Below are 24,997 nucleotides of genomic sequence, written 5' to 3' on the forward strand. Positions count from 1 at the left end.
ACTAGCGCTGAACCTCGCTCCACGCGGAGACTGGGGCGGTGAGCGCTCCCGCAGAAGTGACCGTGTACTGGCGACCGGGCTGTCCGTTCTGCATGAGGTTGCGGGCCACGCTGCGACTGCGCGGCCTGCATCCGCGTGAGATCGACATCTGGAAGGACCCGGATGCGGCGGCGTTCGTGCGGTCCGTCGCGGACGGGAACGAGACGGTCCCGACCGTCGTCATCGACGGCGTCGCACACGTCAACCCACCGCCACGGACGGTCGTGGACGCGCTGCGTCGCGGCTGAACCGACGCGCTGCGTCGCGGACGACTCGGGGCCGCGGCCGCGCGGGCTAGGGTTTGTCCATCATGCGAGCCCCAGCTGCAGGTCCGCCCGACGTCGTGACGTCGGCCGGAGCGCCGGGCTCGGGCCCCGACCCGTGGTGGCGACCGACCGGCACCCGCGTGCTGCAGCTCGCGGTCGCACTGATCGCGATCCAGTTGGTGGTGCGCGGCGTCGTCGCGGCGCGGGGCTACTTCTACTGGGACGACCTGATCCTGACCGGTCGCTCCGCGGCGCTGCCGCTGCTGTCGCCGGAGTTCCTCCTCTACGACCACGACGGGCACTTCATGCCCGCGGCGTTCCTCGCGGCGGGGATCGCGACCAGGCTCGCGCCGTACCAGTGGGCGGTGCCCGCGCTGATGCTGGTGCTGCTGCAGGCGCTCGCCTCGCTGGCCGTGCTGCGCCTGTCGGCGGTCCTGCTCGGCCGCCGACCCGTCCTGCTGGTCCCGCTGGGCCTGTACCTTTTCTCGCCGCTGACGCTGCCGTCGTTCGCGTGGTGGGCGGCAGGGTTGAACGCGCTGCCGTTGCAGGCCGGGCTGGCCTGGGTGGCGGCGGACGCGGTGGCACTGTGTCGCACCGGCAGGCGTCGCTACGCGGTGAGCGGGACGGCGGTGTTCGCCGGGTCGCTGCTGTTCTTCGAGAAGTCCGTCCTCGTCCCGTTCGTGGCCCTCGTGGTGGTCGTGTTGCTGCGCCGGGTCGACGGCCGGCGACGCCCGGTGCGCGGAGCGCTGGTCCGCGGCGCCGCGCTGTGGGTTCCGGCCGCGGTGGTGCTCGCCGCCTGGGCTGTGGTGTACCGGTTCGCGGTCGGACCGACGGTCGCCGTGCACGACTCGGAGATGACGGCCGAGCTGCTGACCAACACGACCACGAGGGGTCTGCTCCCGGCCATGCTCGGCGGCCCGTGGGTGTGGGACCGGTGGCCGCCGAGCCCGCCGTGGGCGGATCCGCCGACGGTTCTGGTCGTGGGTGGGGTGGCGACGGCGGCCGTGGTCGTGGTCGGCAGCGTGGTGTGGAAGCGCCGCGTCGGGTGGGTGTGGCCCGCGGTGGCCGCCTACGTGCTGACGTCCGAGGCGGCGATGGTGATCGCCAGGTCGGGCCCGGGCACCACCTACGAACTCGGCCAGACGCTGCGCTATCTGGCGGACAGCGCCGTCGTGATCGCGATCGCGGTGGCGCTGGTCCTGCGTGCCCCCGTTCGCGACCGCTGGGCGGTACGCGCCCGTCCACCCGACGGATTGCGTCGCGCCGTCGCGGGCGGACTCGCATTGTCGTTCGTCGCGAGTTGCCTGTGGTCGACGGCGACCTTCGGCAGGAGTTGGGAGGACAATCCGACGGTCGAGTATCTGGCCGCGGTGCGGTCCTCGCTCGCCGCGCACCGCGACGTCCCGCTGCTCGACCAGCCCGTCTCGATCTGGGTGCTGCTGCCGGTCGCGCACCCGCACAACCAGGCCGGCCGAGTTTTCGCGCCGCTGCGGGACCGGCCCGCCTTCGCGGAGTCGACGCCTGAACTCCGGATGATCGACGACGCCGGCGCGGTCGTCGACGCGGAGGTGACGTGGACCCGTGCGCTCGCTGCCGGACCGGTGCCCGGCTGCGGCCACCGGGTCACCGCCGAGCGGTCGGAACTGCCGCTGGACGGGCCGATGTCGAACTGGGAGTGGACGGTGCGGCTGAACTACCTCGCGAGCGAGGACGGCCGGATCGACGTGGCCATGCAGGACGGTGATCCGGTCACCGTGCCGGTCCGGCTTGGCCCCAACAGCGTGTTCGTTCGCCTCGTGGGCGGCGGTGACCGGCTGATCGTGCGCGCCCTCGACCCGGGGCTGACGCTCTGCGTCGGGGTCGGGCCGGTCGGTGTGGTGGTGCCCCGGCCCTGAGACGAGCCGGGCGATCCGCGCACGGGGATTGCACAATTCGCGCACGGTGACCGGCCCGGCCGTCGTCGCCCGGCGGGCGCGGTGCGCGAGTGCGAGAATCGAGTGCATGACGCGGGGTACTGCGCATGCGCACTGACCACCGACGTCGGAATCAGAAGCGGACGCCCCCGATCGCGCCGAAGTCGATCACGCAGCCGAAGCCGACGCCTCCGACGCCGGACCGCGTGCCGGGCGCGCTGTTCGCGGCCGGGCGGTACCGGCTGCTCGACTGCTGTGCCGCCACCTCTGACACCGATTTCTGGCACGCCCGCGACCTGACCACGGGACAGGAGGTGGCGCTGACCGTGATCGACTTCCGCAGTGGCGGGCCCGACGTCGCGGCCGCCGTCGCGGAGTGCTTCGCGGGGACCGTCTGGCTCGGCCGGGTGAGGTCCGAGGCCCTGGCGCCGATCCTGGACATGACGACCGTGCAGTCGTGCGCGGTCGTGGTGTCCGAGTGGTTGCCGAGTCGCTCACTCGCGGAGGTCGCTGCGAGTGGACCGAGCGTCGCCGGAGCCGCGGCCGCACTCCTGCCCCTGGCACGCGGGGTGGAAGGGGCGCATCGGCGTCCCGAACGGGTTGTCTCCCTGGACGATCCGAACCGGATTCGAATCAGCATGGACGGGGTGGCCTACCTGGCGTTTTCGGGTCGGCGTCCGGGGGCGACACCGGCGGAGGACGTTCGGGTCCTCGCCGCCGCGTACGACGAGCTCACCGCCGGGGCGGCATCGTGTGGGACGTCCAGTGCGGGTCTCGTCGTCCGCACCCTCGAATACGTCGTCGCGCGGGCCGCGGCGGAGGCCGAGGCCGCCGCGGCACGGGCCGAGGAGCGCCGCAGCGAGTCGGTGTCCGTCTCGGACGAGGGTCGCTCCGTGGTGGATGTCCGGGTGTTCGTGGCGATCTCGGTGCTGGTCTTGATATTCCTCGGGGCGCTCGGCTGGTTCGTGGGGACCTCTCTGGTATGAGCCGACGGCGATCTGCGCACACGGATTCGACGAATCGCGCACGGCGGCCCCGCGACTTCGAATCTCGCGCGGCACTCGGTGAATTCGAGTGCGAGAATCGCTGCCATGACGTGGGTTGTCGCGCATACGGATTCGATTCCTTCGCTGTGGGCGGGCGAGATCACCCGCCTGCAGTGGGCGGGGGCATCCAGCGGCGGAATGGTTTTCGCCCGTCCGCCCGACCGGAAGTCGGTGGAGTGGCTGTTCACCCCCGCCGTTGCCGGAAACCGCACGTCGACGCAGGTTGGCGGGTTCGAGATCTCCTTCTCGCCGATGATGTCCGTGCTGGCCGCGGCATTCGCCGCCGGACCGGACTGCCTCGATGCGGTCGTCGCTGCGCATCGTGCGGCCGTCGACCGTGCACTCGTCATGTGGGAACGACATGCGACGGTGGTTCGACTCGACGTGGGGACCGGAGTGGAGTGGTGTCCCGCAGTCGGTCTCGCCGCGCTCGCCGACTCCGAGATCTCGAGTGAGCGGCGTACGGTCCACACCCGTGTGTACGTGCCGGCCAAGGCGCCTGCCCTGCACGACGCGCTGTGGCGTCCGCTGGTGCCCGAGCGGTTCCTCGACTGGCAGCAGTACGGCTGGGACGAGTACCACCACACCCTCGCCGCCGGACTGAACTCCACGCTCGGCTGGGAATTCGAGCACCGAGACTCCACTCGCACGCCGTGGGGCGCCCCGGCGCTCGAGCTGGCCGGGGTGCCGGAGCAGAGGATCGGCGCGCGGATTCGGCCGGCACTGCGTGCACTCGCCGACGGCCCGGCCGTGGGGTCGGTCGCGCCCGCCCACTGAATCCGGACACGGGACCGCAAACTGGTTCGGGTGGGGCGTCTGCGGCCGAGACACGACGTTCCGCGCGCTCCGGCTTCCCTCGCTCGGGCTGAGTTATTGTCGAGCGACACTCTTGTTGGGGAAGGCAGGGGCGATTGCACGCAGGTTCGAGTGACGCGCGTTTGACGCAGCGCTTCCGGGGTGGAATCAGCATGGCGGGGCCGGAAGGAATCGAAGTGTTCTCGGGCGCCTGCCGATTCAGCGCCGATGAACCGGCGAGGTTCAGCGCCTCGATGGTGTCCACGGATTTCGGGGAGGTCCGGGTCAACCGGATGCGGTCGACGGCGGTCACCGGCACCCGGACCGGCAGCATGCTGGGCGATGCCATGGGTGACTACGTCGCGCTCGGCTGCGTTCGCGCGGGATCCATTGGTCTCGAGCAGGATCGGTCGACGGTGCAGGCACACGCGGGCGACGTCGTCTACGTGGACTTCGGGCGGTGTTTCGAGATCGACCTGTCGAACCACAGCGACCTGGCGTTCGTCTACCTGCCGCGCACGCTGCTGGCCGCGAAGTCGCTCGACCCGCGAATCCTCGATGGCGCGGTCGTGTCCGGCTCGCCCCTCGGCATCGCGTTGGCGGGGCTGCTCGAGCCGTTGACCGAGCACGAGCCGACCTCGGACATCGAGACGTCGCTGATCGAACATGCGGTCGTCGATCTTGCGCTGGCGGTGATCCGCCAACCTGCGGATCGCGAACCCGATCCGCAGGACATGACCATGGGCAACCGTGCTCGTGTGCACCGATTCATCGAGAAGAACTTCGCGGACCCCGCGCTGAACGTCGATCGCGTGGCGGCGGGCATCAACGTGAGCACCCGCTACCTGCACAAGCTGATGGAGGGCGAGGATCTCACCGTCTACGGCATGATCCGCGGCACGCGGGTCCGATACGGAGTGGAGTTGCTCGCCGACCCCGACCACGCCGGCCTGTCGATCGGTCAGATAGCCCGCCGAAGCGGATTCGCCGGGCTCAGCCAGTTCGGCCGCGCGGTCCGCGAAGTCACCGGCTGGACGCCACGAGAGATCCGACGTGGGTGCTTGGCTCGGGTGTGACCTGATCAGCGGGAATCGCGGCTCAGATGTTCGATCAGCTCCGCCGCTGCGGCCCGACCGCCCCGGTTCGCGCCGATCGTGCTCGCCGAGGGCCCGTACCCGAGCAGGTGCACCCGCCGGTCCGCGGCCACCCTCGTCGCGAGGCGGCTGTCCATGGTGATTCCGCCGCCGGGACCGCGCAGCCTCAGCGGAGCGAGATGGTCCAGGGCGCTGCGGAATCCGGTGCACCACAGGATCACGTCGGCGTGGTGGAAGCCCCCGTCTGCCCAGCGCACCCCGTCGGCGGTGATCTCGTCGAACATCGGCAAGCGGCGCAGCGCGCCGCGTTCACGCGCCGCCCGCAACGCCGGGGTCAGCGGTAGCCCGGTCACCGAGACCACCGATCCGGGCGGCAGCCCGCGCCGCACCCGGTCCTCGACGATCGCCACCGACGCCCGACCCTCCTCCGCGGTGTAGGGGGTGTCCCGGAACTGCGGTTCGCGACGGGTGACCCACGTGGTCGAGGTGACTCGGGAGATCTCGTCGAGCAGCTGCACCGCGGAGATGCCGCCGCCGACCACCACGACGTGCCGGCCCACGAACTCCCCGGCCGAGGTGTAGTCGCGGGTGTGCAGTTGCCGGCCGTGGAACAGCTCGGCGCCGCGATAACGCGGGACGAAGGGGTGTTCCCAGGTTCCGGTGGCGTTGACGATGCCGCGCACGATCAGCGCCCCGTCGCCCGTCTCGACGGTCAGCGGGCCTTCGGGATCACCGTGGTCGCACACCACCCGCACGTGCTCAGGTCGACGAACCGGCAGTTCGAAACGACGTTCGTACTCGGCGAAGTACCGCGGCACCGCGTCGGCGGCGTGCACCTGCGCGGCGGTGGTGTCGTCGAGCACGTCGCCGAAGGGCATCCCGGGTAGGTCGTGGACGCGGTTGACGGTGCTCAAAGTCAAAGAGGGCCAGCGGAACTGCCAGGCCCCGCCCGGATTCGGGGCGTGATCGAGGACGACGAACCCGATCCCGGCTTCGCGGCCGAGGCGGCGCAGGTAGTACCCGGCCGACAGTCCGGCCTGGCCGGCACCGATGACCGCGATGTCCACGTGCGTTTCCATGTTGGCAACCTCCCGGGTGTGAACGGTACGGTCACACCATGATCGGGACCAGCCGTGACGGTGACGTGGTGACCATCGAACTGCAGCGCGAGGACCGCCGCAACGCGCTCGACACCGAGCAGTGTGTGCTGCTGCGCGACGCGATCGACGAGTCCGTCGCCGCCGACGCGCGCGCGATCGTGCTCACCGGCCGCGGATCCGCCTTCTGCGCCGGCGCCGACCTCTCCGGCGACGTGTACGCCGACGGCTTCACCGACACCCTGCTCGAAATGCTGCACGCCGTCGACTCGGCCCCCGTGCCGGTGATCGCCGCCGTCAACGGACCGGCGATCGGTGCGGGCACGCAGCTCGCGATCGCCGCGGACCTGCGGGTGGTCGCGCCCGAGGCCTGTTTCGCGGTCCCGGCCGCCAAGCTCGGCATCTCGGTGGACTCGTGGACCGTCAAGCGACTGGTCTCGCTGGCGGGCGGCGGACCGGCGCGCACCGTCCTGTTGGGGGCGGAACAGCTCAGCTCCGCGGAGGCGCTCGGGTGCGGGCTGGCCAACAAGATCGGCGACCTCGCCCTCGCTCAGGACTGGGCCAAGCGCATCGCGGCGCTCGCGCCGCTGTCACTGCGGCACCTCAAGCTCGTGTTCAACGACGACGGCACCCAGGACGCCCCGCCGCCCGAGCAGCTCGACGCCCTGCACGCGGCCTGGAGAAGCGACGACATGCTCGAGGCGAGGGTGGCCCGACAGGAGAAGCGCACCCCGAAGTTCAGGGGGCACTGAGATGGGCGTGCGGGTCGCACTGTCGGCCGCGGTGGCGGTGGTGGGCGCGGCGGCGCTGGCCGGGGCCGGCCGGGGCGTGCTGGCCCAGATCGGCGCCTCGACCGCCGCGATCGCACCGCACGCGGAGGGTTCGGCGCGGTATCGCGGCAGGCGCTTCCACAACACCGAGCCCAGCAGCCAGGTGGTGCGTGGGTCCGAGTCGAGCCTGCTGTCCTCGATCCTGACCCGCGGGAGTCTCGGCCGCCCCCGGCGACCGATTCCGCTCGCGACGCCGCTGGCCCCCGTCGAGGCGGCCGAACTGGCACTGACCTGGTACGGCCATTCCAGCGTGCTCGTCGAGATCGACGGGTTCCGGGTGCTCGCAGACCCGGTGTGGAGCCGACGAGTGTCGCCGTCGCGGCTGATCGGTCCGGCCCGGCTGCACCCGACTCCCGTCGCCGTCGCGGACCTGCCGCCGGTGGACGCCGTCGTCATCTCGCACGATCACTACGACCACCTGGACAAGGCCACCGTCGAGGCGCTGGTGCGCACGCAGCGCGCCCCGTTCGTGGTCCCCACCGGGATCGGCGCCCACCTGCGGCACTGGCGGGTGCCGGAGGAGCGGATCGTCGAGCTGGACTGGGACGAGCAGGTCACACTCGGCGGGCTGTCACTGACCTGCACCGAGGCCCGGCACTTCTCGGGCCGGGGACTGCTGCGCAACACCACCCTGTGGGCGTCGTGGGTGATGCGCGGGCCTGCGCACACCGTGTTCTTCGGCGGGGACACCGGCTACTCTCCGCGATTCGCCGAGATCGGCGAGCGGCACGGCCCGTTCGATCTGACGCTGCTGCCGGTCGGCGCCTACGACGAGCACTGGCCGGACGTGCACATGAACCCTGAGGAAGCGGTGCGCATGCACGCCGACCTGTCGGCGGGCGACCACACCGCCGGGGTGCTGGTGCCGGTGCACTGGGCCACCTTCAACCTGGCCTTTCACCCGTGGGCGGAGCCGGTGACCCGGCTGCTCGAGGCCGCCGGGAAGTCGGGCACCCGGGTTCGCGTCCCGATGCCCGGCCAGCGGATCGACGTGCTGCGCCCGGACGCCCAGCGGCGGTGGTGGCTCGGACTGGCATAACCTGGCGGGCATGGCCAACGAGGAGAATCCAGCCGAACCCGGCGCTGTTGCCACCATCCCCGTGACCGACGTGGACCTGCGGGTCGGGCTGACCGCGCAGCAGGTCGCGCAGCGCAAGGCGGACGGCAAGACCAACGACGTGCCGGGCCGGGCGAGCCGCTCCGTCACGGACATCGTCCGGGCCAACGTGTTCACCCGGATCAACGCGATCCTCGGGGTGCTGCTGGTCATCGTGCTCTCCACCGGATCGGTGATCGACGGCATGTTCGGTCTGCTGATCATCGCGAACAGTGCGATCGGCATCATCCAGGAGGTCCGCGCCAAGCAGACCCTCGACAAGCTGGCGATCGTCAGTGCCGCCAAGCCCCAGGTTCGGCGAGACGGCACGGCCGTCGCCGTCGCCCCGAGTGAGGTGGTCCTCGACGAGGTCATCGAACTCGGCGCGGGCGATCAGATCGTGGTCGACGGCACCGTCGTCGAGGGCGAGGCGCTCGAGGTCGACGAGTCGCTGCTCACCGGCGAGGCCGACCCGGTGCACAAAGTTCCTGGCGCGCAGGTGCTTTCGGGCAGCTTCGTGGTCGCGGGCGGTGGCGCCTACCAGGCGACGAAGGTCGGCAAGGACGCCTACGCGGCCAAGCTCGCCGAGGAGGCGAGCAAGTTCACCCTGGTGCACTCGGAGCTCCGCAGCGGCGTCGACAAGATCCTCAAGTTCATCACGTACCTGATGATCCCGGCGGGACTGCTCATCATCTACAACCAGCTGTTCATCAGCGAGCAGAACCTCGGCTCGGCGCTCAACGGCATGGTCGCCGCGCTGGTCCCGATGGTGCCCGAGGGACTGGTGCTGATGACGTCGCTCGCGTTCGCCGTCGGCGTGATCCGGCTCGGCCGGCGGCAGTGCCTGGTGCAGGAACTGCCGGCGATCGAGGGCCTGGCCCGCGTCGACGTGGTGTGCGCGGACAAGACCGGCACCCTCACCGAGAACGGTATGCGCTTGTCGGAGCTGCGGGTGCTCGGTGGCGACGAGGCCGAGATCCGTGACGCGCTGGCCGCGCTGGCGGGCGACGACCCCCGTCCGAATGCCAGCGTGCTGGCCATCGCGGAGTCGATCGACCACGAACCCGGCTGGGCTTCCACCGCCGTCGCCCCGTTCACCTCGGCCAAGAAGTGGAGCGGAATCTCCTACGGAGACAAGGGCAACTGGGTGCTCGGCGCCCCCGACGTGCTGCTCGACCCGCAGTCCGAGGCGGCCCGCACCGCCGAGGACCTCGGCGCCAAGGGGCTGCGGGTGCTGCTGCTGGGCGGCAGCGACCGGTCGGTCGACGACGCGAGCGCGCCGGGGCAGGTCACACCCCGGGCGCTGGTCGTGCTCGAGCAGCGCGTGCGCCCCGACGCCCGCGAGACGCTCGAGTACTTCGCCGAGCAGAAGGTTTCGGTCAAGGTCATCTCCGGCGACAACGCCGTCTCGGTCGGCGCGGTCGCCAGCTCGCTCGGCCTTCCGGGCGGCGATCGTGCGGTCGACGCGCGCGAACTGCCCGACGACCGAGACGCACTGGCCGACGTGCTGGACGAGTCCACCACCTTCGGCCGGGTCCGGCCCGACCAGAAGCGCGAGATGGTCGGCGCGCTGCAGTCCCGAGGGCACACCGTCGCGATGACCGGCGACGGCGTCAACGACGTGCTCGCCCTCAAGGACGCGGACATCGGGGTGTCGATGGGTTCGGGCAGCCCCGCGACCCGGGCGGTCGCGCAGATTGTGCTGCTGGACAACAAGTTCGCCACCCTGCCGTACGTGGTCGGTGAGGGTCGCCGGGTGATCGGCAACATCGAGCGGGTCTCGAATCTGTTCCTCACCAAGACCGTCTACTCGGTGCTGCTGGCGTTGCTGATCGGCCTGTCCGGGGTGGCGTCGCAGATCTTCCACTTCGACCCGATGCCGTATCCGTTCCTCCCTCGGCACGTCACGATCGCCGCCTGGTTCACGATCGGAATCCCGGCGTTCATCCTGTCGCTGGCCCCGAACAACGAGCGGGCGCGCACCGGTTTCGTGCCGCGCGTGATGCGTTTCGCGATCCCCTCGGGCCTGGTCATCGGCATCGCGACCTTCGTCGCCTACGCGCTGGTGTATTCCGGTCCGGACGCGACCGAGACGCAGACGATCCAGGCGAGCACCACAGCCCTCATCACGCTGATCATGATCGCGCTCTGGGTGCTCGCGATCGTGGCCCGCCCGTACGTGTGGTGGAAGATCGTGCTGATCGTGGGTTCCGCGGCAGGCTACCTGGTGCTGTTCTCGGTCCCCTTCACCCGCGAGTTCTTCAAGCTGGATCCGTCCAACATCGCGGCGACCACGGTCGCTTTCACCTGCGGTGCCGTGGGAATCGTGCTGGTCGAACTGGGGTGGTGGGTCTCCGGCCTGATCACGGGGGACAAGCGTCGACTGTTCTCGCTGCCCGAGTCGCCCGCTGCTTGATCTCACGCGCGCGTCGATCTCACGCTGCGCGCAACTGTGGCGGGTGCTGCCCGATGCTGTGAGACTGGGTCGGTGCGGGGGACCGACCCCCGAAACGAGCTGCCCGAGGCTTCGCCCGAGAACGGCGAGCTGCCCGAGGCTTCGCCCGAGAATGACGACAGGTGCCGGCCCGGCATCGGAGGAGGAGACGCAATGAGCTTCGCAGACACGTTGAAGGGCCTGTTCGGCAAGGGCAAGCAGCTTGCCGCCGAGAACGCGGACAAGGTCGAGAGTGCCGTCGACAAGGCGGGCGACTTCGTCGACGACAAGACCGGCGGCAAGTACAAGGACACGGTCGACAAGGTCCAGGACGCGGCGAAGAAGGTCATTCCGCCGAAGGAGTAGGGCGAACACCGAGTAACCAGCACAGGAGCCGCAATGTCCGATCGTCGGTCCGCCACCCGATACACCGTGGAGTTGCTCTACGACCGGGACTGCGGGTTCTGTGTGCGCAGCGCCGGGCTGCTCGCGCGGCTCGACCGCCGCGGACGGGTGGAGGTCGTACCGCTGCAACAGCCCGGGGCGCCTGCTCATTTCGGAGTCACCACCGAGCAGGCGCTCGACCAGGCGTGGGCGCAGGATTCGCGCGGCGGTCGATATCACGGCGCGGGGGCGGTCAACGCGGCCCTGTCGGGCATCCTCGGCACCCGAATCCCTTTGTACTGCTACCGAATCTGGGGGATCCGGCAGATCCAGGACGCGGTGTACCGGGCGGTCGCGCGGAACCGGTACCGGCTGCCCGGTCGGGGCGGGAGCTGCGCCCTCGAATGACCTGCGCCCATCCCGTGACGATCGGGCCGAGGGCGCTGTGGCCGGCGATCGTTGGCGGCCGGAACGGCCGGTGCCGAGCGAGTTCAGGGTCGAGGTGCTGGCGCTCGACGCCGCGGACATCATTTAGGGCATGAACCTCACCTGGCTGCTCTTCGTCGTCATCGCGGGTGTCGCCGTCACCGGCCTCGCGAAGCGCCTCGGTTTCCAGGTCCCGCTGGTACTGGTCACGATCGGTGCCGCGGCCTCCTTCATCCCCGGGATACCTCGGCTGGAGATGCCGCCGGAGCTGATGCTGGGGGTGGTGCTGCCGCCCCTGCTGTACTCTGCGGCGCTGGACTTCTCCTTCAGTACCTTCCGCCGCAATCTCGCGCCGATCCTTCGGTTGGGTGTCGGGATGGTGGTGGTGACGGCCGTCGCGGTCGGGTTCTTCGCGAATTGGCTGGTGCCGGAGTTCACGCTCGGGGCGGCATTCGTGCTCGGCGCGGTGGTCGCCCCGCCGGACGCGGTGGCAGCGGTCTCGGTGGGCCGGCGTCTGGGACTGCCCGCTCGCATGATGGCGATCCTCAAGGGAGAGAGCCTGGTCAACGACGCGGCCGCGTTGACGCTGTTCACGCTGGCCGTCGCCGCCGTCACCGGCAGGAAGATCGCGATCGACTCGCCGATCCTGTTCTTCCTCTACGAGATCGTCGGCGGGATTCTGGTCGGTCTGCTGCTGTCCGGGCTGGTGCGGGCGGTGCGGACGCGGATCACGGACTCGCCGATGGAGACGGTGCTCGGGTTGGTGTTGCCCTTCGCGGCCTATCTGGCGGCCGAGGAGATCCACGCGTCCGGTGTGCTCGCCGTGGTCACCGCGGGGTTCGTCCTCGGTCGCACCGTCGGCGACGAGTCGGTGGACACCCGCATTCACGAACGCGCGGTGTGGCCCACGGTGGACCTGCTGCTCGAGACCTTCGTCTTCGCCTACATGGGCCTGCAGCTGAAGTTCGTGATCGACGACGTCCGTGCCGACGGCCTGCCCGTGCATCACGTGGTCGGATACGGCCTCGCGGTCCTGGCACTGGTCATCGTGGTCCGGCCGGCCTGGATCTTCGTCAACCGGGGCAGGCGGAAGGTCACCCGTTCGATCCTCCCGATCCGCGTCCCCGACGTCAGGCTCGACTGGCGGCAGAACCTGGTGATCTCCTGGGCCGGAATGCGCGGGGTGGTGACGCTGGCGGCCGCCTCCGGTGTGCCCCTGACGACGATGGCGGGCGATCCGTTCCCCGGGCGCGGCGTCATCCAGGCGGTCGCGTTCACGGTCGCCGTCGGAACCCTGCTCATCCAGGGGTCGACGCTGCCGATGCTCATCCGACTGCTCGACGTCGCCGATCCAGACGAGGAGCTGCGCGCCGCGCAGCAGACCACCCTGGCCCGGCAGGTCGCGAGGTCCGCCGCCGACGCAGCGTTGCTCGAGGTGCTGCGCGACCCGCCGCCCGGGGTGTCGGCAGCGGAGCTGGCAGAGCTTGCCGAGCGGGCGCGGCGCACCGCGGAGGCGAGGATCGCCGCCGAGCAGCAGGAGGATCTCGGCGAGCACGACGCAAAACTCCGAGACGCCAGTGCGCTGTTCAACGGGTTGCGTAACCGGGTGCTCAAGGCGCAGCGCAGCGCGTTGATCGCCGCCCGCGACGCCGGCGAGCTGGACGACGAGGTCCTGCGCCGAGTGCTCGAGGGCCTGGACATGGAGGAGGCGGCGGCGGAGGCACGGGTGCAGCGCCAGCGCTGGTGAGACGGCGGAGCTCCGCGCGCACGACGGGCGGGGACGCAGATTCTGTCCTGCGTCCCCGCCCTCGACGACGACCTACGCGGCCTGCAGGTCGAGTTCGCCGTCGGCGACGTCGACCGTGACCGTGCCGCCCTCGACGAGCAGGTCGTCGAGCAGCAGGTCGGCGATCCTGTCGTCGACCACCTTCGAGATGGCCCGGCGCAGCGGGCGCGCACCGAACTCGGGCTGGTAACCGTGCTCGGCGATCCAGTCGACCGCCTCGTCGCTGAACGTGATCTCGATACCCTTGGCGCCCAGACGCTTTCGGCTGTCCTCGAGCAGCAGATCGGTGATCCGGTGCAGTTGGTCGGCATCCAGCTTGCGGAACGTCACGATCTCGTCGATGCGGTTGAGGAACTCGGGCCGCATCGATTCGCGCAGCCGGGCCATCACCCGGTCCCGCAACGGTTTCTCGGCCGCCGCCGCGTCACCGGTGGTGAAGCCGAGCGCCCCGCCCTTGCTGGAGATGATGTCCGAGCCGAGGTTGCTGGTCATGATCAGCACGGTGTTCGTGAAATCCACGGTGCGTCCGTGACCGTCGGTGAGCCGGCCGTCGTCGAGCACCTGGAGCAGCGTGTTGAACACGTCCGGATGCGCCTTCTCGATCTCGTCGAGCAGGACCACCGAGTACGGGTTGCGCCGCACCTGCTCGGTGAGCTGGCCGGCCTCGTCGTAGCCGACGTACCCGGGCGGGGCGCCGACCAGTCGGGACACGGTGTGCCGCTCGCCGAACTCGCTCATGTCGAAGCGGAGCATCTTGTTCTCGTCGCCGAACAGCGCGGCCGCGAGGGCCTTGGCGAGCTCGGTCTTGCCGACACCGGTCGGGCCGAGGAACAGGAAGCTGCCCACCGGACGATCCGGGTCGCCCATGCCGACGCGGGAACGGCGGACGGCCCGGGCGATGGCGCGCACGGCGTCGTCCTGACCGACGACCCGCCGGTGCAGCTCCTCCTCGAGGGTGCGCAGCCGGGCCTTCTCCTCCTGGGTCATCTGGGTCGCCGGGATGCCGGTGGCCCGCGAGACGACCTCGGCGATCAGCTCGGCCGTGACGGACGGAGCGTCGACCGCCGAGCCGTCCGGCGCGCCGTCGATCCGCCGCTGCACGGAGCCGATCTGGTCGCGCAGTGTGGACGCCCGCTCGTAGTCCTCGTCCGCGACGGCCCGTTCCTTGTCCTGTTCGAGCCGCCCGAGCTGCGCCGCCAGTGCCTCGGTGTCCACGCGCGGCGCGCGCAGGCTCAGCCGCGCACCGGCCTGGTCGATCAGATCGATGGCCTTGTCCGGCAACTGCCGGTCGCCGATGTAGCGGGCCGACAGCTCGACCGCCGCGACGATCGCGTCGTCCGTGTAGCGCACGCCGTGATGCTCCTCGTACCGGTCCTTGAGTCCGGACAGGATGGTGACGGCGTCGGCGGGGCTGGGCTCGTCCACGATCACCGGCTGGAACCGGCGTTCGAGGGCGGAGTCCTTCTCGATGTACCTGCGGTACTCGTCGAGCGTGGTCGCCCCGACGACGTGCAAGTCGCCGCGGGCCAGCTTGGGCTTGAGGATGTTCCCGGCGTCCATCGCGCCGTCCGCACCCGCACCGGCTCCGGCGATGGTGTGGATCTCGTCGATGAAGACGACCAGTTCGTCCTTGTGCGAGGTGATCTCGTCGACGAGCGTGGTCAGGCGCTCCTCGAAGTCGCCGCGATAGCGCGTGCCGGAGACCATCGACGACATCTCGAGCTGCACCACCCGCTTGCCGAGCAGCCGCTCCGGGACGTCCCCGTCGACGATCCGCTGGGCCAGGCCCTCCACGATCGCGGTCTTGCCGACGCCGGCCTCACCGATGAGCACCGGGTTGTTCTTGGTGCGGCGCGAGAGGATCTCGACGGTCTGCTCGATCTCGACCGCGCGGCCGATCACCGGGTCGATCCCGCCGCCGCGGGCCCGCTCGGTGAGGTCGATGCCGTACTGGTCGAGTGTCGGCGTGGAGCTGGTTTCCGCCTCCGCGGTGGTGCCGCCGCGGACGGCGGTCTGCAGCGACTCGGCGGTCAGGCCCTGCTGGGCGAGCAGTCGCCCGGTTGCGTGTTCCTGGTCGGCCGCGAGCGCGACGAACAGGTGTTCCGGGTCGATGTAGGTCTCGCCGAGTGCCCGGGAGAGCTGATGGGCCTCGAGCAGCGCGGACTTGAGCACGCCGCTGAGCGCGGGGGAGGCGCCGAAGCCGATGGGGCCGCGTCCCTCGGGCAGCCGCGACTCGGCCGCCTCGGCGACGGCAGACGGCTCGGCGCCGGCGCGCTGCATCAGACCCCTGATCGGGTCCTGCTCCGCCATGACGCGGAGGACGTGCAGCGCGTCGAGCTCGGTGTCGCCGCGGCCCGCCGCGAAACGTGCGGCCGCACCCACGAGCTCCTGGGTGGATCGGCTCATGAGCCGGCTGATGTCGATACGGCCGGGACCCTCGGGCCCGAAGAATGCTGGCATTCCGAAGCCTCCTACGGAAGTTGAGTGGTATTGACTCAACTAACGTGACTCCATCGCAATCAATTCCCGGACTTCGACATCTAGTCGTGACGCTCGTCACCCCGGGCCTCGCGTTGTTAGCGTTTGCGGCATGACCGAACCCCGCCCGCTGGACCGTCTCCGGGCGCTGTGCCTGGCCCTGCCCGAGGCCACCGAGCGGGTCAGCCACGGCGAGCCGGCCTGGTTCGTGCGCCGCGCGCCGCAGTTCGTGACGCTGTCGGATCACCACCACGACGAGCGGTTCGGCTTCTGGGCGGCCGCCCCCGCCGGGGCGCAACGGGATTGGGTGGCGCGGGACCCGGAGCGGTTCTTCGTGCCGCCCTACGTGGGCGGTCGCGGGTGGGTCGGGGTGTACCTGGACGTGCCGCAGGACTGGGACGAGATCGCGGACATCGTCGAGGACGCCTACCGGACGGTGGCGCCGCGCACCCTGCTCGCGCGGCTCGACGAGGCGGGCCGGCGGTGACCGGAGCCGCCGTCCTCGCGCTGCTGGTGGTCGCGGCGGCCGCGTTCGGGGCCGCCGCGCTGTGGCTGCGGATCCGCCGGCCCGCGCTCACCACCCCGGAGGAGCGCGCGGTACACGCGACCCTGCACACCGCCTCGCTGGCCGCGCGGGAACTGCGCCGCGGCCTCGACGCCGATTCCGCGGCCGAGGCCGCGCCGCACCTGCGCACGCTGACCGGCGCCGACACGGTGGCGCTGGCCTCCGCGGACGGCGGTCTGCTGGTGTGGCACGGCCCGCACGAGGCACTGGCCGAGCAGTTCCGCGGCGCCGCCCGGCGCGCCATCGACGGGCAGCGCCCGGTGCTCGTCACCGCGGCCGAGCTCGCCGCCGCCGAGGTGCGGGCGCTGATCGCCCAGCCGCTGCTGGTCGAGGGCGCCGGGGTGGTCGGGGTGCTCGGCGTGGTGACCTCCCAGGAGCCCGGCCCCGGCATGCTCGGCGCCGTCACCGAGGTCGCCCGGTACGCCGGCAGCCAGATCGAACTCGCCGACCTCGACGCCTCCCGGGCCCGGCTCGACCGCGCGGAGGTGCGCGCGCTGCGGGCGCAGATCAGCCCGCACTTCATCTACAACGCGCTGAACACGGTGGCCTCGTTCGTGCGCACCGACCCGGACCGGGCCCGCGAACTGATCCTCGAGTTCGCGGACTTCACCCGGTACTCCTTCCGCTCGGCGGGCGAGTTCACGGTGCTGGCCGACGAGCTGCGCAACATCGACCGCTACCTGACGCTCGAGCGGGCCCGCTTCGGCGACGCTCTCGAGGTGCGGCTGCAGGTGGCGCCGGAGGTGCTGGGGGTGGTGCTGCCCTTCCTCGCGTTGCAGCCACTGGTGGAGAACGCCGTGCGGCACGGGCTCTCGGGCAAGCCCGAGGGCGGCACGGTGAGCATCGTCGCCGTCGACGAGGGCACCGACTGCGTCATCAGCGTGGAGGACGACGGCGTCGGCATGGACCCGGAGCTGCTGCGCTCCGGGACCCTGGACGCGGTCGAGACCGGCGCCGGCGGCCCCAGCGCGAGCGAGGCGGCACACGTCGGGCTGGCCAACGTCGACGATCGGCTGCGGGCCGCGTTCGGCAACGACTACGGGCTGGTGGTGGAGACCGCGCCCGGCGCAGGCACCAAGGTGAGCCTGCGGGTGCCCAAGTTCCGGCCGGGGATCCGGGCGTGAGGCGCGGGGATTTCCGATCGCACCCCGGATTCGGGGCGCGTGGCACGATAGGTGCGTTGTGACACCGGACGCCCCACTGACCGTGCTGGCCGTCGACGACGAGCGGCCCGCTCTCGACGAGCTGGCGTACTTGCTGCGCGCGCAGGACGCGGTCGGGGAGATCCTCACCGCCTCCGACGCCACCACCGCGCTGCGGATCATCAAGGACCGGCTCGGTGCGGCGGCCGCCATCGACGCGGTGTTCCTCGACATCAACATGCCCGGACTCGACGGGCTCGACCTCGCCGGAGTGCTGGCCGCGTTCGCGCGGCCGCCCGCGGTCGTTTTCGTCACCGCCCACGACGACCGCGCAGTCGCGGCGTTCGACCTCGGCGCCGTCGATTACCTGCTCAAGCCGCTGCGCGAGGAGCGGCTCACCGAATCGGTGCGCCGCATCGTCGAACTGCGCCGCCGCCGGGAGTCGGCGTCGACGGCGGCCGACACCGAGGCGGACGAGGTGATCCCGGTGGAACTCGCCGGGGTAACCACCCTGGTGCCGCGGTCCACGGTCGCGTGGGTCGAGGCGGACGGCGACTACGCCCGCCTGCACACCGCCACCGGCTCGCACCTGGTGCGGATCCCGATCTCCACGCTCGAGGCGCGCTGGCAGGAGGCGGGATTCCTGCGGGTGCACCGCTCGTACCTGGTGTCGCTGCCGCTGGTCACCGGCATCCGCAGCGTCGGCACCGGCACCGTGGTGTGCCTCAAGGCGATCGGCGACGGCCCGGCGGTGGAGCTGCCGGTCAGCCGGCGGCACACCCGCGAGCTCAAGGACCGGCTGGTGCGTGCCCCCCGGCAGAGCTGGACCGGGCGATGAGCGGGTCCGACGACGCCGTACCCCGTCCGCGGGAGCGGGTGGTGCTCGCCCAGCGCCGCGGTGCCCGGATGGTGCGCACCCGGATGGAGGTGCAGGAACAGACCGAGGTGGGGGAGGCCCTGGTTCGGGCGCTGATCCGCGCGCAGCTGGGCCTGGCGCTGCGGCTGGCGCTGGTCGTGGCGACCGTGGTCGGCGCGGTGCCGCTGCTGCTGGTCGCGTTCCCGGCGCTCGCCGAGGCGAGCGTGCTCGGCGTCCGGCTGCCGTGGTTGGTCCTCGGGGTGGCCGTGTACCCGGTGCTGCTGGTCGTCGGCCGCTGGTACATCCGGCGCGCCGAGCGGACCGAGCAGGAGTTCACGGACCTGGCCGAGGACTGAGCGGGGCGAACGTCGTGTCCGGACAATCCATCCCGTGGATCACCGTGGCGGGCCTGCTGATCGCGGCGATCGCCACCGTCGCGATCGGGGCCTACGGCGTACGGCTGGCACGTACCACCTCCGACTTCCTGGTCGCCTCCCGCAGCGTGGGCCCTCGCTGGAACGCGGCCGCGATCTCGGGTGAATATCTCTCGGCCGCCTCGTTCCTCGGCGTGGCCGGGCTGATCGCCAAGTACGGGGCTGACGCCCTCTGGTATCCGGTCGGATTCACCGCCGGCTACCTGGGTCTGCTGCTGTTCGTGGCCGCGCCGCTGCGTCGCTCCGGCGCGTACACGGTGCCGGACTTCGCCGAGTTCCGTTTGGGCTCAATGCGACTGCGTCGGCTCACCATGCTGGTGGTGGCGGTGATCTGCGTGCTGTACATGGTGCCGCAGTTCCAGGGCGCGGGTCTGGCGCTCGGCATCCTGCTCGGCGCCCCGGCGTGGGTGGGCGCCGTGGTGGTGGCGGCGATCGTCATCGCGAACGTGGTCGGCGGCGGGATGCGCTCGATCACCTTCGTGCAGGGATTCCAGTACTGGCTCAAGCTGACTGCGGTCGCGGTGCCGGCGGTGGTGCTCGGGCTGCACTTCCTCGGCGACCAGCACGAACTGGGGTCGCCGGCGTCGCCGACCGTCGGCGAGCGCACCACCGTCGACGTCACCACCGATGTCGTCGTCCAGGTGTCGCAGCCGCTCGGCGTGGAGCTGCGCGGCACCCTCGACGGTGCCGCGCTGCACGGCCGCACGACGCTCGCCCCCGGCGAGCACGAGCTCGGCTCGGGCACCGCGTTGGTGCTCGACGCCGGCGCGCCGGTACCGGTGGTCGCGGGCGCGCCGGCCACCGGCGAGCAGTGGCTGCAGCCGGGTTGGGGCTTCGGCGGCGCGCACCCGCTGTTCCAGGTGTACTCGCTGATCATCGGGATCTTCCTGGGCACCATGGGATTACCGCACGTACTGGTGCGCTTCTACACCAACCCGGACGGCCGCGCGGCCCGCGCCACCTCGCTGGTGGTGATCGCGCTGCTCGGGCTGTTCTACCTGTTCCCCACGCTGCTCGGGGTGTTCGCCCGACTGTGGGTGCCGCAACTGCTCATCACCGGCACCTCCGACGCGGCGGTCCTGCTGCTGCCGGGCTCGGTGCTGTCCGGTCTCGGCGGGCAGCTGCTGGCCGGTCTGGTCGCGGCCGGCGCGATCGCCGCGTTCCTGGCCACCTCGTCGGGCCTGCTGGTCAGTGTCGCCGGTGTGCTCAGCACCGACGTGCTGCGCGGGCGGGTCCGGGACTTCCGCCTCGCGGCGGCGGCAGCCGGGACGGTGGCGCTGCTGTTCGCGCTCGGCGCGACCTCGCTGGACCTGTCCCGCACCGTCGGCATGGTGTTCGCGGTCGCGGCCTCGACGCTGTGCCCGCTGCTGGTGCTTGGCATCTGGTGGCGCGGCCTCACCGCCGCCGGGGCCGCGGCAGGTCTGGTCACCGGTGGCCTCGTGTCGGGCGCGGCGGCGACCGCGACCACGCTGGGTGCGTTCCCCCACGGCGGCTGGGGCGGCTGGCCGTCGGCGATGCTCGGCTATCCGGCCGCGGTCAGCGTGCCGCTGGCGTTCGCGGTGATGGTGGTCGTCAGCCTGCTCACCCGCGCCTCCGTACCCGCCGACGTCGGCCGGATCTTCACCCGCATGCACGTGCCCGAGCGGCTCGGTGTCGGCGCCGACCGGGTGCCGCTCATCGCGCCGAGGTGACCGTCCGGCGCTCAGATCAGCTGCTCGACGTGTGACCGCCGACACAGTCTGTCGCTGTGACACGGGTCTCAATACGGTCGGGTGCATGGTCAGGATCACTGGCCGCCACCCGAGACCGAGGAGTCCGCAGTGACCACAGCAGACCTGATCCCCGGACGGCCTGCGCCGGACGCGCAGGCCTTCATCGAGATGCAGGCGAGTCCTGAATTCCAGGATCTGCGACGCAGGCTGCGCCGCTTCGTCTTTCCGATGACGGCGTTCTTCCTGACCTGGTACGCCGTCTACGTGCTGCTGGCCACCTACGCGAGCGACTTCATGGCGACCAAGGTGATCGGCAACGTCAATCTGGGCATCATCCTCGGCCTGGGGCAGTTCGTGACGACGTTCGTCATCACCGCGCTGTACGTGAAGTTCGCCAACCGCGAGCTCGACCCCCGCGCCGCCGCGATCCGTGACGAGCTGGAGGGATGATCCGATGACGACGATCCTCGCCGCCGGCGGCTCCCAGGTGGGCAACCCGACCCTGAACATCGCCATCTTCGTGGCGTTCGTCGTGATCACGATGGGCATCGTGATCCGGGCGAGCCGGACCACCAAGAAGGCCTCCGACTTCTACACCGGCGGCGGCCAGTTCTCCGGCCCGCAGAACGGTTTCGCGATCGCGGGCGACTACCTGTCGGCGGCGTCCTTCCTCGGCATCGCCGGCGCCATCGCGGTGTACGGCTACGACGGATTCCTGTACTCGATCGGCTTCCTCGTCGCCTGGCTGGTGGCGCTGCTGCTGGTAGCCGAGATGCTCCGCAACACCGGCAGATTCACCATGGCGGACGTGCTCAGCTTCCGGCTGAAGCAGCGGCCGGTCCGGATGGCGGCGGCACTGTCCACACTGGTGGTCTCGCTGTTCTACCTGCTCGCGCAGATGGCCGGCGCGGGCGGCTTGGTGGCGCTGCTGCTCGACATCCACGACAAGGCAGGCCAGGCGATCGTGGTCGCGGTGGTCGGCGTGCTGATGATCGTCTACGTGCTGGTCGGCGGCATGAAGGGCACGACCTACGTCCAGATGGTCAAGGCCGTGCTGCTCATCCTCGGTGCCGGAATCATGTTCGTGCTGGTGCTCTTTGCGGTGCGGGGCAACTTCTCCCAGCTGCTCGCCGACGCACAGAGCACGGTCGCGCAGTCGACCAACGATGCGGTCGCAGGCCGGGACGTGCTCGCGCCGGGAGCGAAGTACGGCATCAGCTCGATGTCGCGGCTCGACTTCATCTCGCTCGGCATCGCCCTTGTGCTCGGCACGGCGGGCCTGCCGCACGTGCTCATGCGCTTCTACACGGTTCCCACCGCCAAGGAGGCCCGCCGCTCGGTGACCTGGGCGATCGGCCTGATCGGCGCCTTCTACCTGTTCACTTTGGTCCTCGGCTACGGCGCGGCCCGGATGGTCGGCCCCGACAAGATCCTCGCCGCCCCCGGCAAGGAGAACGCCGCGGCCCCGCTGCTCGCGTTCGAACTCGGCGGCACGCTGTTCCTGTCGATCATCTCCGCGGTCGCGTTCGCGACCATTCTCGCCGTCGTCGCCGGTCTGGCGATCACCGCGTCGGCGTCCTTCGCACACGACATCTACGCCAGTGTCATCAAGCGCGGCAAGGCAACCGAGGAGCAGCAGGTGAAGGTCTCGCGGATCACCGTCGTGGTGATCGGCCTAGCGTCCATCGTGCTCGGCATCCTCGCGATGGGGCAGAACATCGCCTTCCTGGTGGCGCTGGCCTTCGCGGTCGCCGCCTCGGCGAATCTCCCGACCCTGCTGTACTCGCTGTTCTGGAAGAGGTTCAACACCACCGGCGCCCTGTGGAGCATCTACGGTGGCCTGATCAGCTGCCTGGTGCTGATCGTCTTCTCGCCCGCAGTCTCCGGCGCCAAGAGTTCGATGTTCCCGAACAGCGACTTCTCCTGGTTCCCGTTGGCGAACCCCGGCATCGTCTCGATCCCGCTGGCCTTCGTGCTCGGCGTCGTGGGCACCTACGTCGGCCGCCGCAAGCTCGAGGACCCGGCCAAACAGGCCGAGATGGAGGTCCGCTCGCTCACCGGCGTCGGAGTGGAGAAGGCCGTCGCGCACTAGCGGGCCCCGGCTCGCCCGCAGTACGTGTCCCGCACCTGGTGCCCCGACCCAGGTGCGGGACGCTTGCGTTTCCGGTTCGCTACCATGCGTCAATGGCAAAGCTCGAGGTGTCGATCCCGGTCCCACTGTCGCCCCAGGAGGCCTGGGAAAAGGCAAGCGCGCTGGACGAATTCGACAACTGGCTCTCTATCCACGACGGCTGGCGCTGTGAGATCCCCGCGCAGCTGGCCACCGGGACCACCGCGGAGTCCGTGGTGTCGGTCAAGGGCATGCGCAACCGCGTCAAGTGGGTCATCACCGACTACCAGCCGCCGCGCAGCCTCGTCCTGAAGGGTGACGGCAAGGGTGGGGTCAAGGTCGAACTCAGGTTGTCGGTGGCCCCGAAGGGCGACGGTGCCGAGGTGGGCCTGAACGTCGAACTCGGCGGGGCGCCGCTCTTCGGTCCGATCGGGTCCGGTGTCGCTCGGGCGCTCAAGGGTGACATCGAGGGTTCGCTGAAGAAGTTCGTCAGCCTGTACGCCTGAGCGGCTACGCGAGGATCGGCACCCCGATCGAGTCGATCAGCCAGGACTGGGACAACTCGTCCAGGGTGCCGTCGGCGTAGAGCCCGTCGAGCGCGGCCGACGTGCACGAGGTCAGCCTGCTGTTCTTCTCGAGGACCAGCCCGAACAACTCGGTGACGGTGTTCGGGCGTGGGAACTGGCCGACGAGAACGCTGTTCGGCAGATCGGACTTGGTGATCTGGAGGCCGGTCGGAAGGTCCACGACCAGTGCGTCGATCGTGCCCGCGGCCAACGCGGCCTTGGCCTCGTCGTTGGTCGCGAACGCGGTCGGCGCGGTGACGGGTCGGATGGTCGCGGCGATGGCGGCCAGGCTGGTCGAGCCGGCGGCCGCGCCGAGACGGTAGGGGGCCAGGTCGTTGAGGTTGCGGGATCTCGCGGCGGGGGTGTCGGCCAGCGCCACGATCGACTGGGTCACCGCGTAGTACGGCGCCGAGAAGTCGACCGCCTCGCGGCGCTCGTCGACGATGGTGACCTGGTTGATGTCGAAGTCGAAGTTCTTGGCGCCCGGTTTGATCGCGTCCGCCCACGGCACCTTGACGAAGCGCACCTGATCCGGCCGGTATCCCAGCTTCTGGTAGACCGCCTTGGCGACCCCACCCTCGAATCCCTTGCCGTTCGAGGGGTCGTTGCCGACGAACCACGGTTCGTATGCGGGGGAGTCGGTGGCGATGGTGAGGGTGCCCGGCGTGACGGTCGAGCCGCTGGCCGGTCCGCAGTCGCCGACGGCCGCGGTCGGCGGCAGTGTGGTGGTGGTGGTGCGGGGCGCGGCGGTGGGGGGCGGCGCGGCAGCCGTGTCGCCGCCCGCGGCGGAACACCCGCCTGCCGTCAGCACGGCGGCGGTGGTCAGCGACAGCAGGGCGACGGGTTTGCGACCTATGCGAGGCACCCGGACATAGTGCCGAGAACGGGGAGGGCAGGCAAGGCACTGGCCCTGGCGCGCCGCCGACTTCCATGCGCGATCCGATTCGCGCCTCGTGACCGCCCGCGCGCGGATACTGTTGGGACTGTGCTGTGCCTTCCGTCGGCGCCCGTGTGGCGCCGTGACGACGGGAAGTTCCTCGGGGGACGAAGGGACATGTCATGAGAATCATCCGTTTCGCCAGGACGGCCTTCCTCTTACTGGCACTGGCGTCGGTCGCGGCGGTGACGACGGTGAGTCCGGCAGCCGCGAAACCGTTGCCGACGGTCGTGCTGGTGCACGGCGCGTTCGCCGACGTCACCAGCTGGGACGGGGTCGCCGCCGACCTTCGCGGGCGGGGCTACCCGGTGGTGGTGCCCGACAACCCGCTCCGTGGTCCCGCCTACGACGCCGCCGCCATCGAGAAGACCCTGGCCGGAATCTCCGGGCCGGTCGTGCTCGTCGGCCACTCGTACGGCGGCGCCGTCATCACCAACACCCACAACCCGAACGTGAAGTCGCTCGTCTACGTCGCTGCCTTCGCCCCGGCGCAGGGCGAACCCGTGGCACTCGCGCTCGACCCGATCCGGTTCCCCGGCAGCCAACTGCTACCGCCGGCGCTGCAGATGAAGATCGTCGACGACGCCCACGCGATCGGTGGCAAGAACCTCGACGCCTACATCGCCGACGCCTGGTTCCACAAGGTGTTCGCGCCGGACGTCAGCGACGCCACCGCCGCGACGATGCTCGCGCATCAGAAGTCGCTCGCGGTGTGGGCGAATCTCGAGCCGTCCGGTCCGGCCGCGTGGTCGAGCACCCCGAGTTGGTACCTGGTCTCCGCGAACGACACCGTGATTCCGCCTGCCGCGCAACGGTTCATGGCCGGTCGGATCGGCGCCCACACCAGCGAGGTCCAGGCCTCGCACGTCGCCCTGGTCTCGCAGCCCGCGGTGGTGGCGGACGTCATTGCGAGGGCAGCCGAGCAGTCCTGACGCGTTTCGATCGGCGAGGCGGGAGCATCATGGGGGTCGCGCTCGTCGCGAGACCATCT

23 protein-coding genes are annotated in these 24,997 nt (G+C 70.6%); 20 read left to right on the top strand and 3 right to left on the bottom strand.

From position 1 onward, the window contains the following. Positions 1–38 precede the first annotated feature (38 nt). The 5 genes from ACFVH2_RS11840 to ACFVH2_RS11860 all read left to right on the top strand — a co-directional run bounded on the left by ACFVH2_RS11840 (position 39) and on the right by ACFVH2_RS11860 (position 5,135). Entirely contained in the window at positions 39–287 is a 249-nt protein-coding gene (locus ACFVH2_RS11840; protein ID WP_378424657.1) for a glutaredoxin domain-containing protein, read from the top strand. Positions 288–349: 62 nt separating this feature from the next. Next, positions 350–2,200, top strand: a complete 1,851-nt coding sequence (locus ACFVH2_RS11845) for a hypothetical protein (protein WP_378424659.1) — start codon at positions 350–352, stop codon at positions 2,198–2,200. A 125-nt stretch (positions 2,201–2,325) separates the two neighbouring features. Further along, a complete protein-coding gene (locus ACFVH2_RS11850) occupies positions 2,326–3,204 on the top strand; it encodes a hypothetical protein (RefSeq protein WP_378424661.1) in 879 nt (292 codons plus the stop codon). 105 nt (positions 3,205–3,309) lie between these two features. Next, a complete protein-coding gene (locus tag ACFVH2_RS11855; RefSeq protein WP_378424663.1) occupies positions 3,310–4,041 on the top strand; it encodes a relaxase domain-containing protein in 732 nt (243 codons plus the stop codon). Positions 4,042–4,232: 191 nt separating this feature from the next. After that, complete coding sequence (locus tag ACFVH2_RS11860) at positions 4,233–5,135, top strand: helix-turn-helix domain-containing protein (RefSeq protein ID WP_378424665.1); 903 nt, start codon at positions 4,233–4,235, stop codon at positions 5,133–5,135. 5 nt (positions 5,136–5,140) lie between these two features. On the opposite strand, the gene ACFVH2_RS11865 is transcribed toward ACFVH2_RS11860, so the two are convergent. Then, a complete protein-coding gene (locus tag ACFVH2_RS11865; protein ID WP_378424666.1) occupies positions 5,141–6,232 on the bottom strand; it encodes an NAD(P)-binding domain-containing protein in 1,092 nt (363 codons plus the stop codon). 38 nt (positions 6,233–6,270) lie between these two features. Here ACFVH2_RS11865 and ACFVH2_RS11870 point away from each other — a divergent pair, with 38 nt between their 5' ends. The 6 genes from ACFVH2_RS11870 (at position 6,271) to ACFVH2_RS11895 (ending at position 13,167) form a co-directional block, all read left to right on the top strand. Then, positions 6,271–7,002, top strand: a complete 732-nt coding sequence (locus tag ACFVH2_RS11870; protein WP_378424668.1) for an enoyl-CoA hydratase — start codon at positions 6,271–6,273, stop codon at positions 7,000–7,002. 1 nt (position 7,003) lies between these two features. Next, a complete protein-coding gene (locus ACFVH2_RS11875; protein WP_378424670.1) occupies positions 7,004–8,119 on the top strand; it encodes an MBL fold metallo-hydrolase in 1,116 nt (371 codons plus the stop codon). Positions 8,120–8,129: 10 nt separating this feature from the next. Continuing rightward, positions 8,130–10,592 carry a cation-translocating P-type ATPase gene (locus ACFVH2_RS11880; RefSeq protein WP_378424672.1) on the top strand — a complete coding sequence of 821 codons (2,463 nt, stop codon included), beginning with the start codon at positions 8,130–8,132 and terminating at the stop codon, positions 10,590–10,592. Between the two features lie 192 nt (positions 10,593–10,784). Then, on the top strand, positions 10,785–10,976 hold the full coding sequence (locus tag ACFVH2_RS11885) for an antitoxin (RefSeq protein ID WP_378424674.1): 192 nt from the start codon (positions 10,785–10,787) through the stop codon (positions 10,974–10,976). A gap of 33 nt (positions 10,977–11,009) precedes the next feature. Beyond that, positions 11,010–11,402 (top strand): thiol-disulfide oxidoreductase DCC family protein, encoded by a 393-nt coding sequence (locus tag ACFVH2_RS11890; protein WP_378424676.1) that lies wholly within the window; start codon positions 11,010–11,012, stop codon positions 11,400–11,402. A gap of 130 nt (positions 11,403–11,532) precedes the next feature. Then, positions 11,533–13,167, top strand: a complete 1,635-nt coding sequence (locus ACFVH2_RS11895) for a Na+/H+ antiporter (protein WP_378424678.1) — start codon at positions 11,533–11,535, stop codon at positions 13,165–13,167. A gap of 72 nt (positions 13,168–13,239) precedes the next feature. Here ACFVH2_RS11895 and ACFVH2_RS11900 read toward each other — a convergent pair whose 3' ends face one another. After that, positions 13,240–15,666: an ATP-dependent Clp protease ATP-binding subunit gene (locus ACFVH2_RS11900; RefSeq protein ID WP_378424680.1), complete on the bottom strand. Its 2,427-nt coding sequence runs from the start codon at positions 15,664–15,666 to the stop codon at positions 13,240–13,242. A gap of 130 nt (positions 15,667–15,796) precedes the next feature. On the opposite strand from ACFVH2_RS11900, the gene ACFVH2_RS11905 reads away from it, so the two are divergent. From ACFVH2_RS11905 to ACFVH2_RS11940, 8 genes are all read left to right on the top strand, one after another. Next, the gene (locus tag ACFVH2_RS11905; RefSeq protein ID WP_378424682.1) at positions 15,797–16,171 is read left to right on the top strand and encodes an MmcQ/YjbR family DNA-binding protein; all 375 of its coding nucleotides are present in this window, start codon (positions 15,797–15,799) and stop codon (positions 16,169–16,171) included. Beyond that, complete coding sequence (locus ACFVH2_RS11910) at positions 16,168–17,373, top strand: sensor histidine kinase (RefSeq protein ID WP_378424684.1); 1,206 nt, start codon at positions 16,168–16,170, stop codon at positions 17,371–17,373. Before ACFVH2_RS11905 ends, ACFVH2_RS11910 begins: the two co-directional genes overlap by 4 nt. Before the next feature lie 58 nt (positions 17,374–17,431). Then, positions 17,432–18,229: a LytR/AlgR family response regulator transcription factor gene (locus ACFVH2_RS11915; protein ID WP_378424686.1), complete on the top strand. Its 798-nt coding sequence runs from the start codon at positions 17,432–17,434 to the stop codon at positions 18,227–18,229. Then, positions 18,226–18,603 carry a hypothetical protein gene (locus tag ACFVH2_RS11920; RefSeq protein ID WP_378424688.1) on the top strand — a complete coding sequence of 126 codons (378 nt, stop codon included), beginning with the start codon at positions 18,226–18,228 and terminating at the stop codon, positions 18,601–18,603. The genes ACFVH2_RS11915 and ACFVH2_RS11920 overlap by 4 nt, the downstream gene beginning before the upstream one ends. Positions 18,604–18,617: 14 nt before the next feature. After that, on the top strand, positions 18,618–20,372 hold the full coding sequence (locus ACFVH2_RS11925; protein ID WP_378424690.1) for a cation acetate symporter: 1,755 nt from the start codon (positions 18,618–18,620) through the stop codon (positions 20,370–20,372). A 129-nt stretch (positions 20,373–20,501) separates the two neighbouring features. After that, a complete protein-coding gene (locus tag ACFVH2_RS11930) occupies positions 20,502–20,843 on the top strand; it encodes a DUF485 domain-containing protein (protein ID WP_378424691.1) in 342 nt (113 codons plus the stop codon). A gap of 4 nt (positions 20,844–20,847) precedes the next feature. After that, a complete protein-coding gene (locus tag ACFVH2_RS11935; protein WP_378424693.1) occupies positions 20,848–22,485 on the top strand; it encodes a cation acetate symporter in 1,638 nt (545 codons plus the stop codon). Positions 22,486–22,577: 92 nt separating this feature from the next. Then, positions 22,578–23,009 carry an SRPBCC family protein gene (locus ACFVH2_RS11940; protein WP_378424695.1) on the top strand — a complete coding sequence of 144 codons (432 nt, stop codon included), beginning with the start codon at positions 22,578–22,580 and terminating at the stop codon, positions 23,007–23,009. 4 nt (positions 23,010–23,013) lie between these two features. Here ACFVH2_RS11940 and ACFVH2_RS11945 read toward each other — a convergent pair whose 3' ends face one another. Continuing rightward, the gene (locus tag ACFVH2_RS11945; RefSeq protein ID WP_378424725.1) at positions 23,014–23,925 is read right to left on the bottom strand and encodes a transporter substrate-binding domain-containing protein; all 912 of its coding nucleotides are present in this window, start codon (positions 23,923–23,925) and stop codon (positions 23,014–23,016) included. 203 nt (positions 23,926–24,128) lie between these two features. On the opposite strand from ACFVH2_RS11945, the gene ACFVH2_RS11950 reads away from it, so the two are divergent. Beyond that, positions 24,129–24,938, top strand: coding sequence for an alpha/beta fold hydrolase (locus ACFVH2_RS11950; protein ID WP_378424697.1), 810 nt, complete (start codon positions 24,129–24,131; stop codon positions 24,936–24,938). Positions 24,939–24,997: the final 59 nt, after the last annotated feature.

Source organism: Rhodococcus sp. NPDC127527 (assembly GCF_042672245.1).
GTDB lineage: Bacteria > Actinomycetota > Actinomycetes > Mycobacteriales > Mycobacteriaceae > Rhodococcus_G.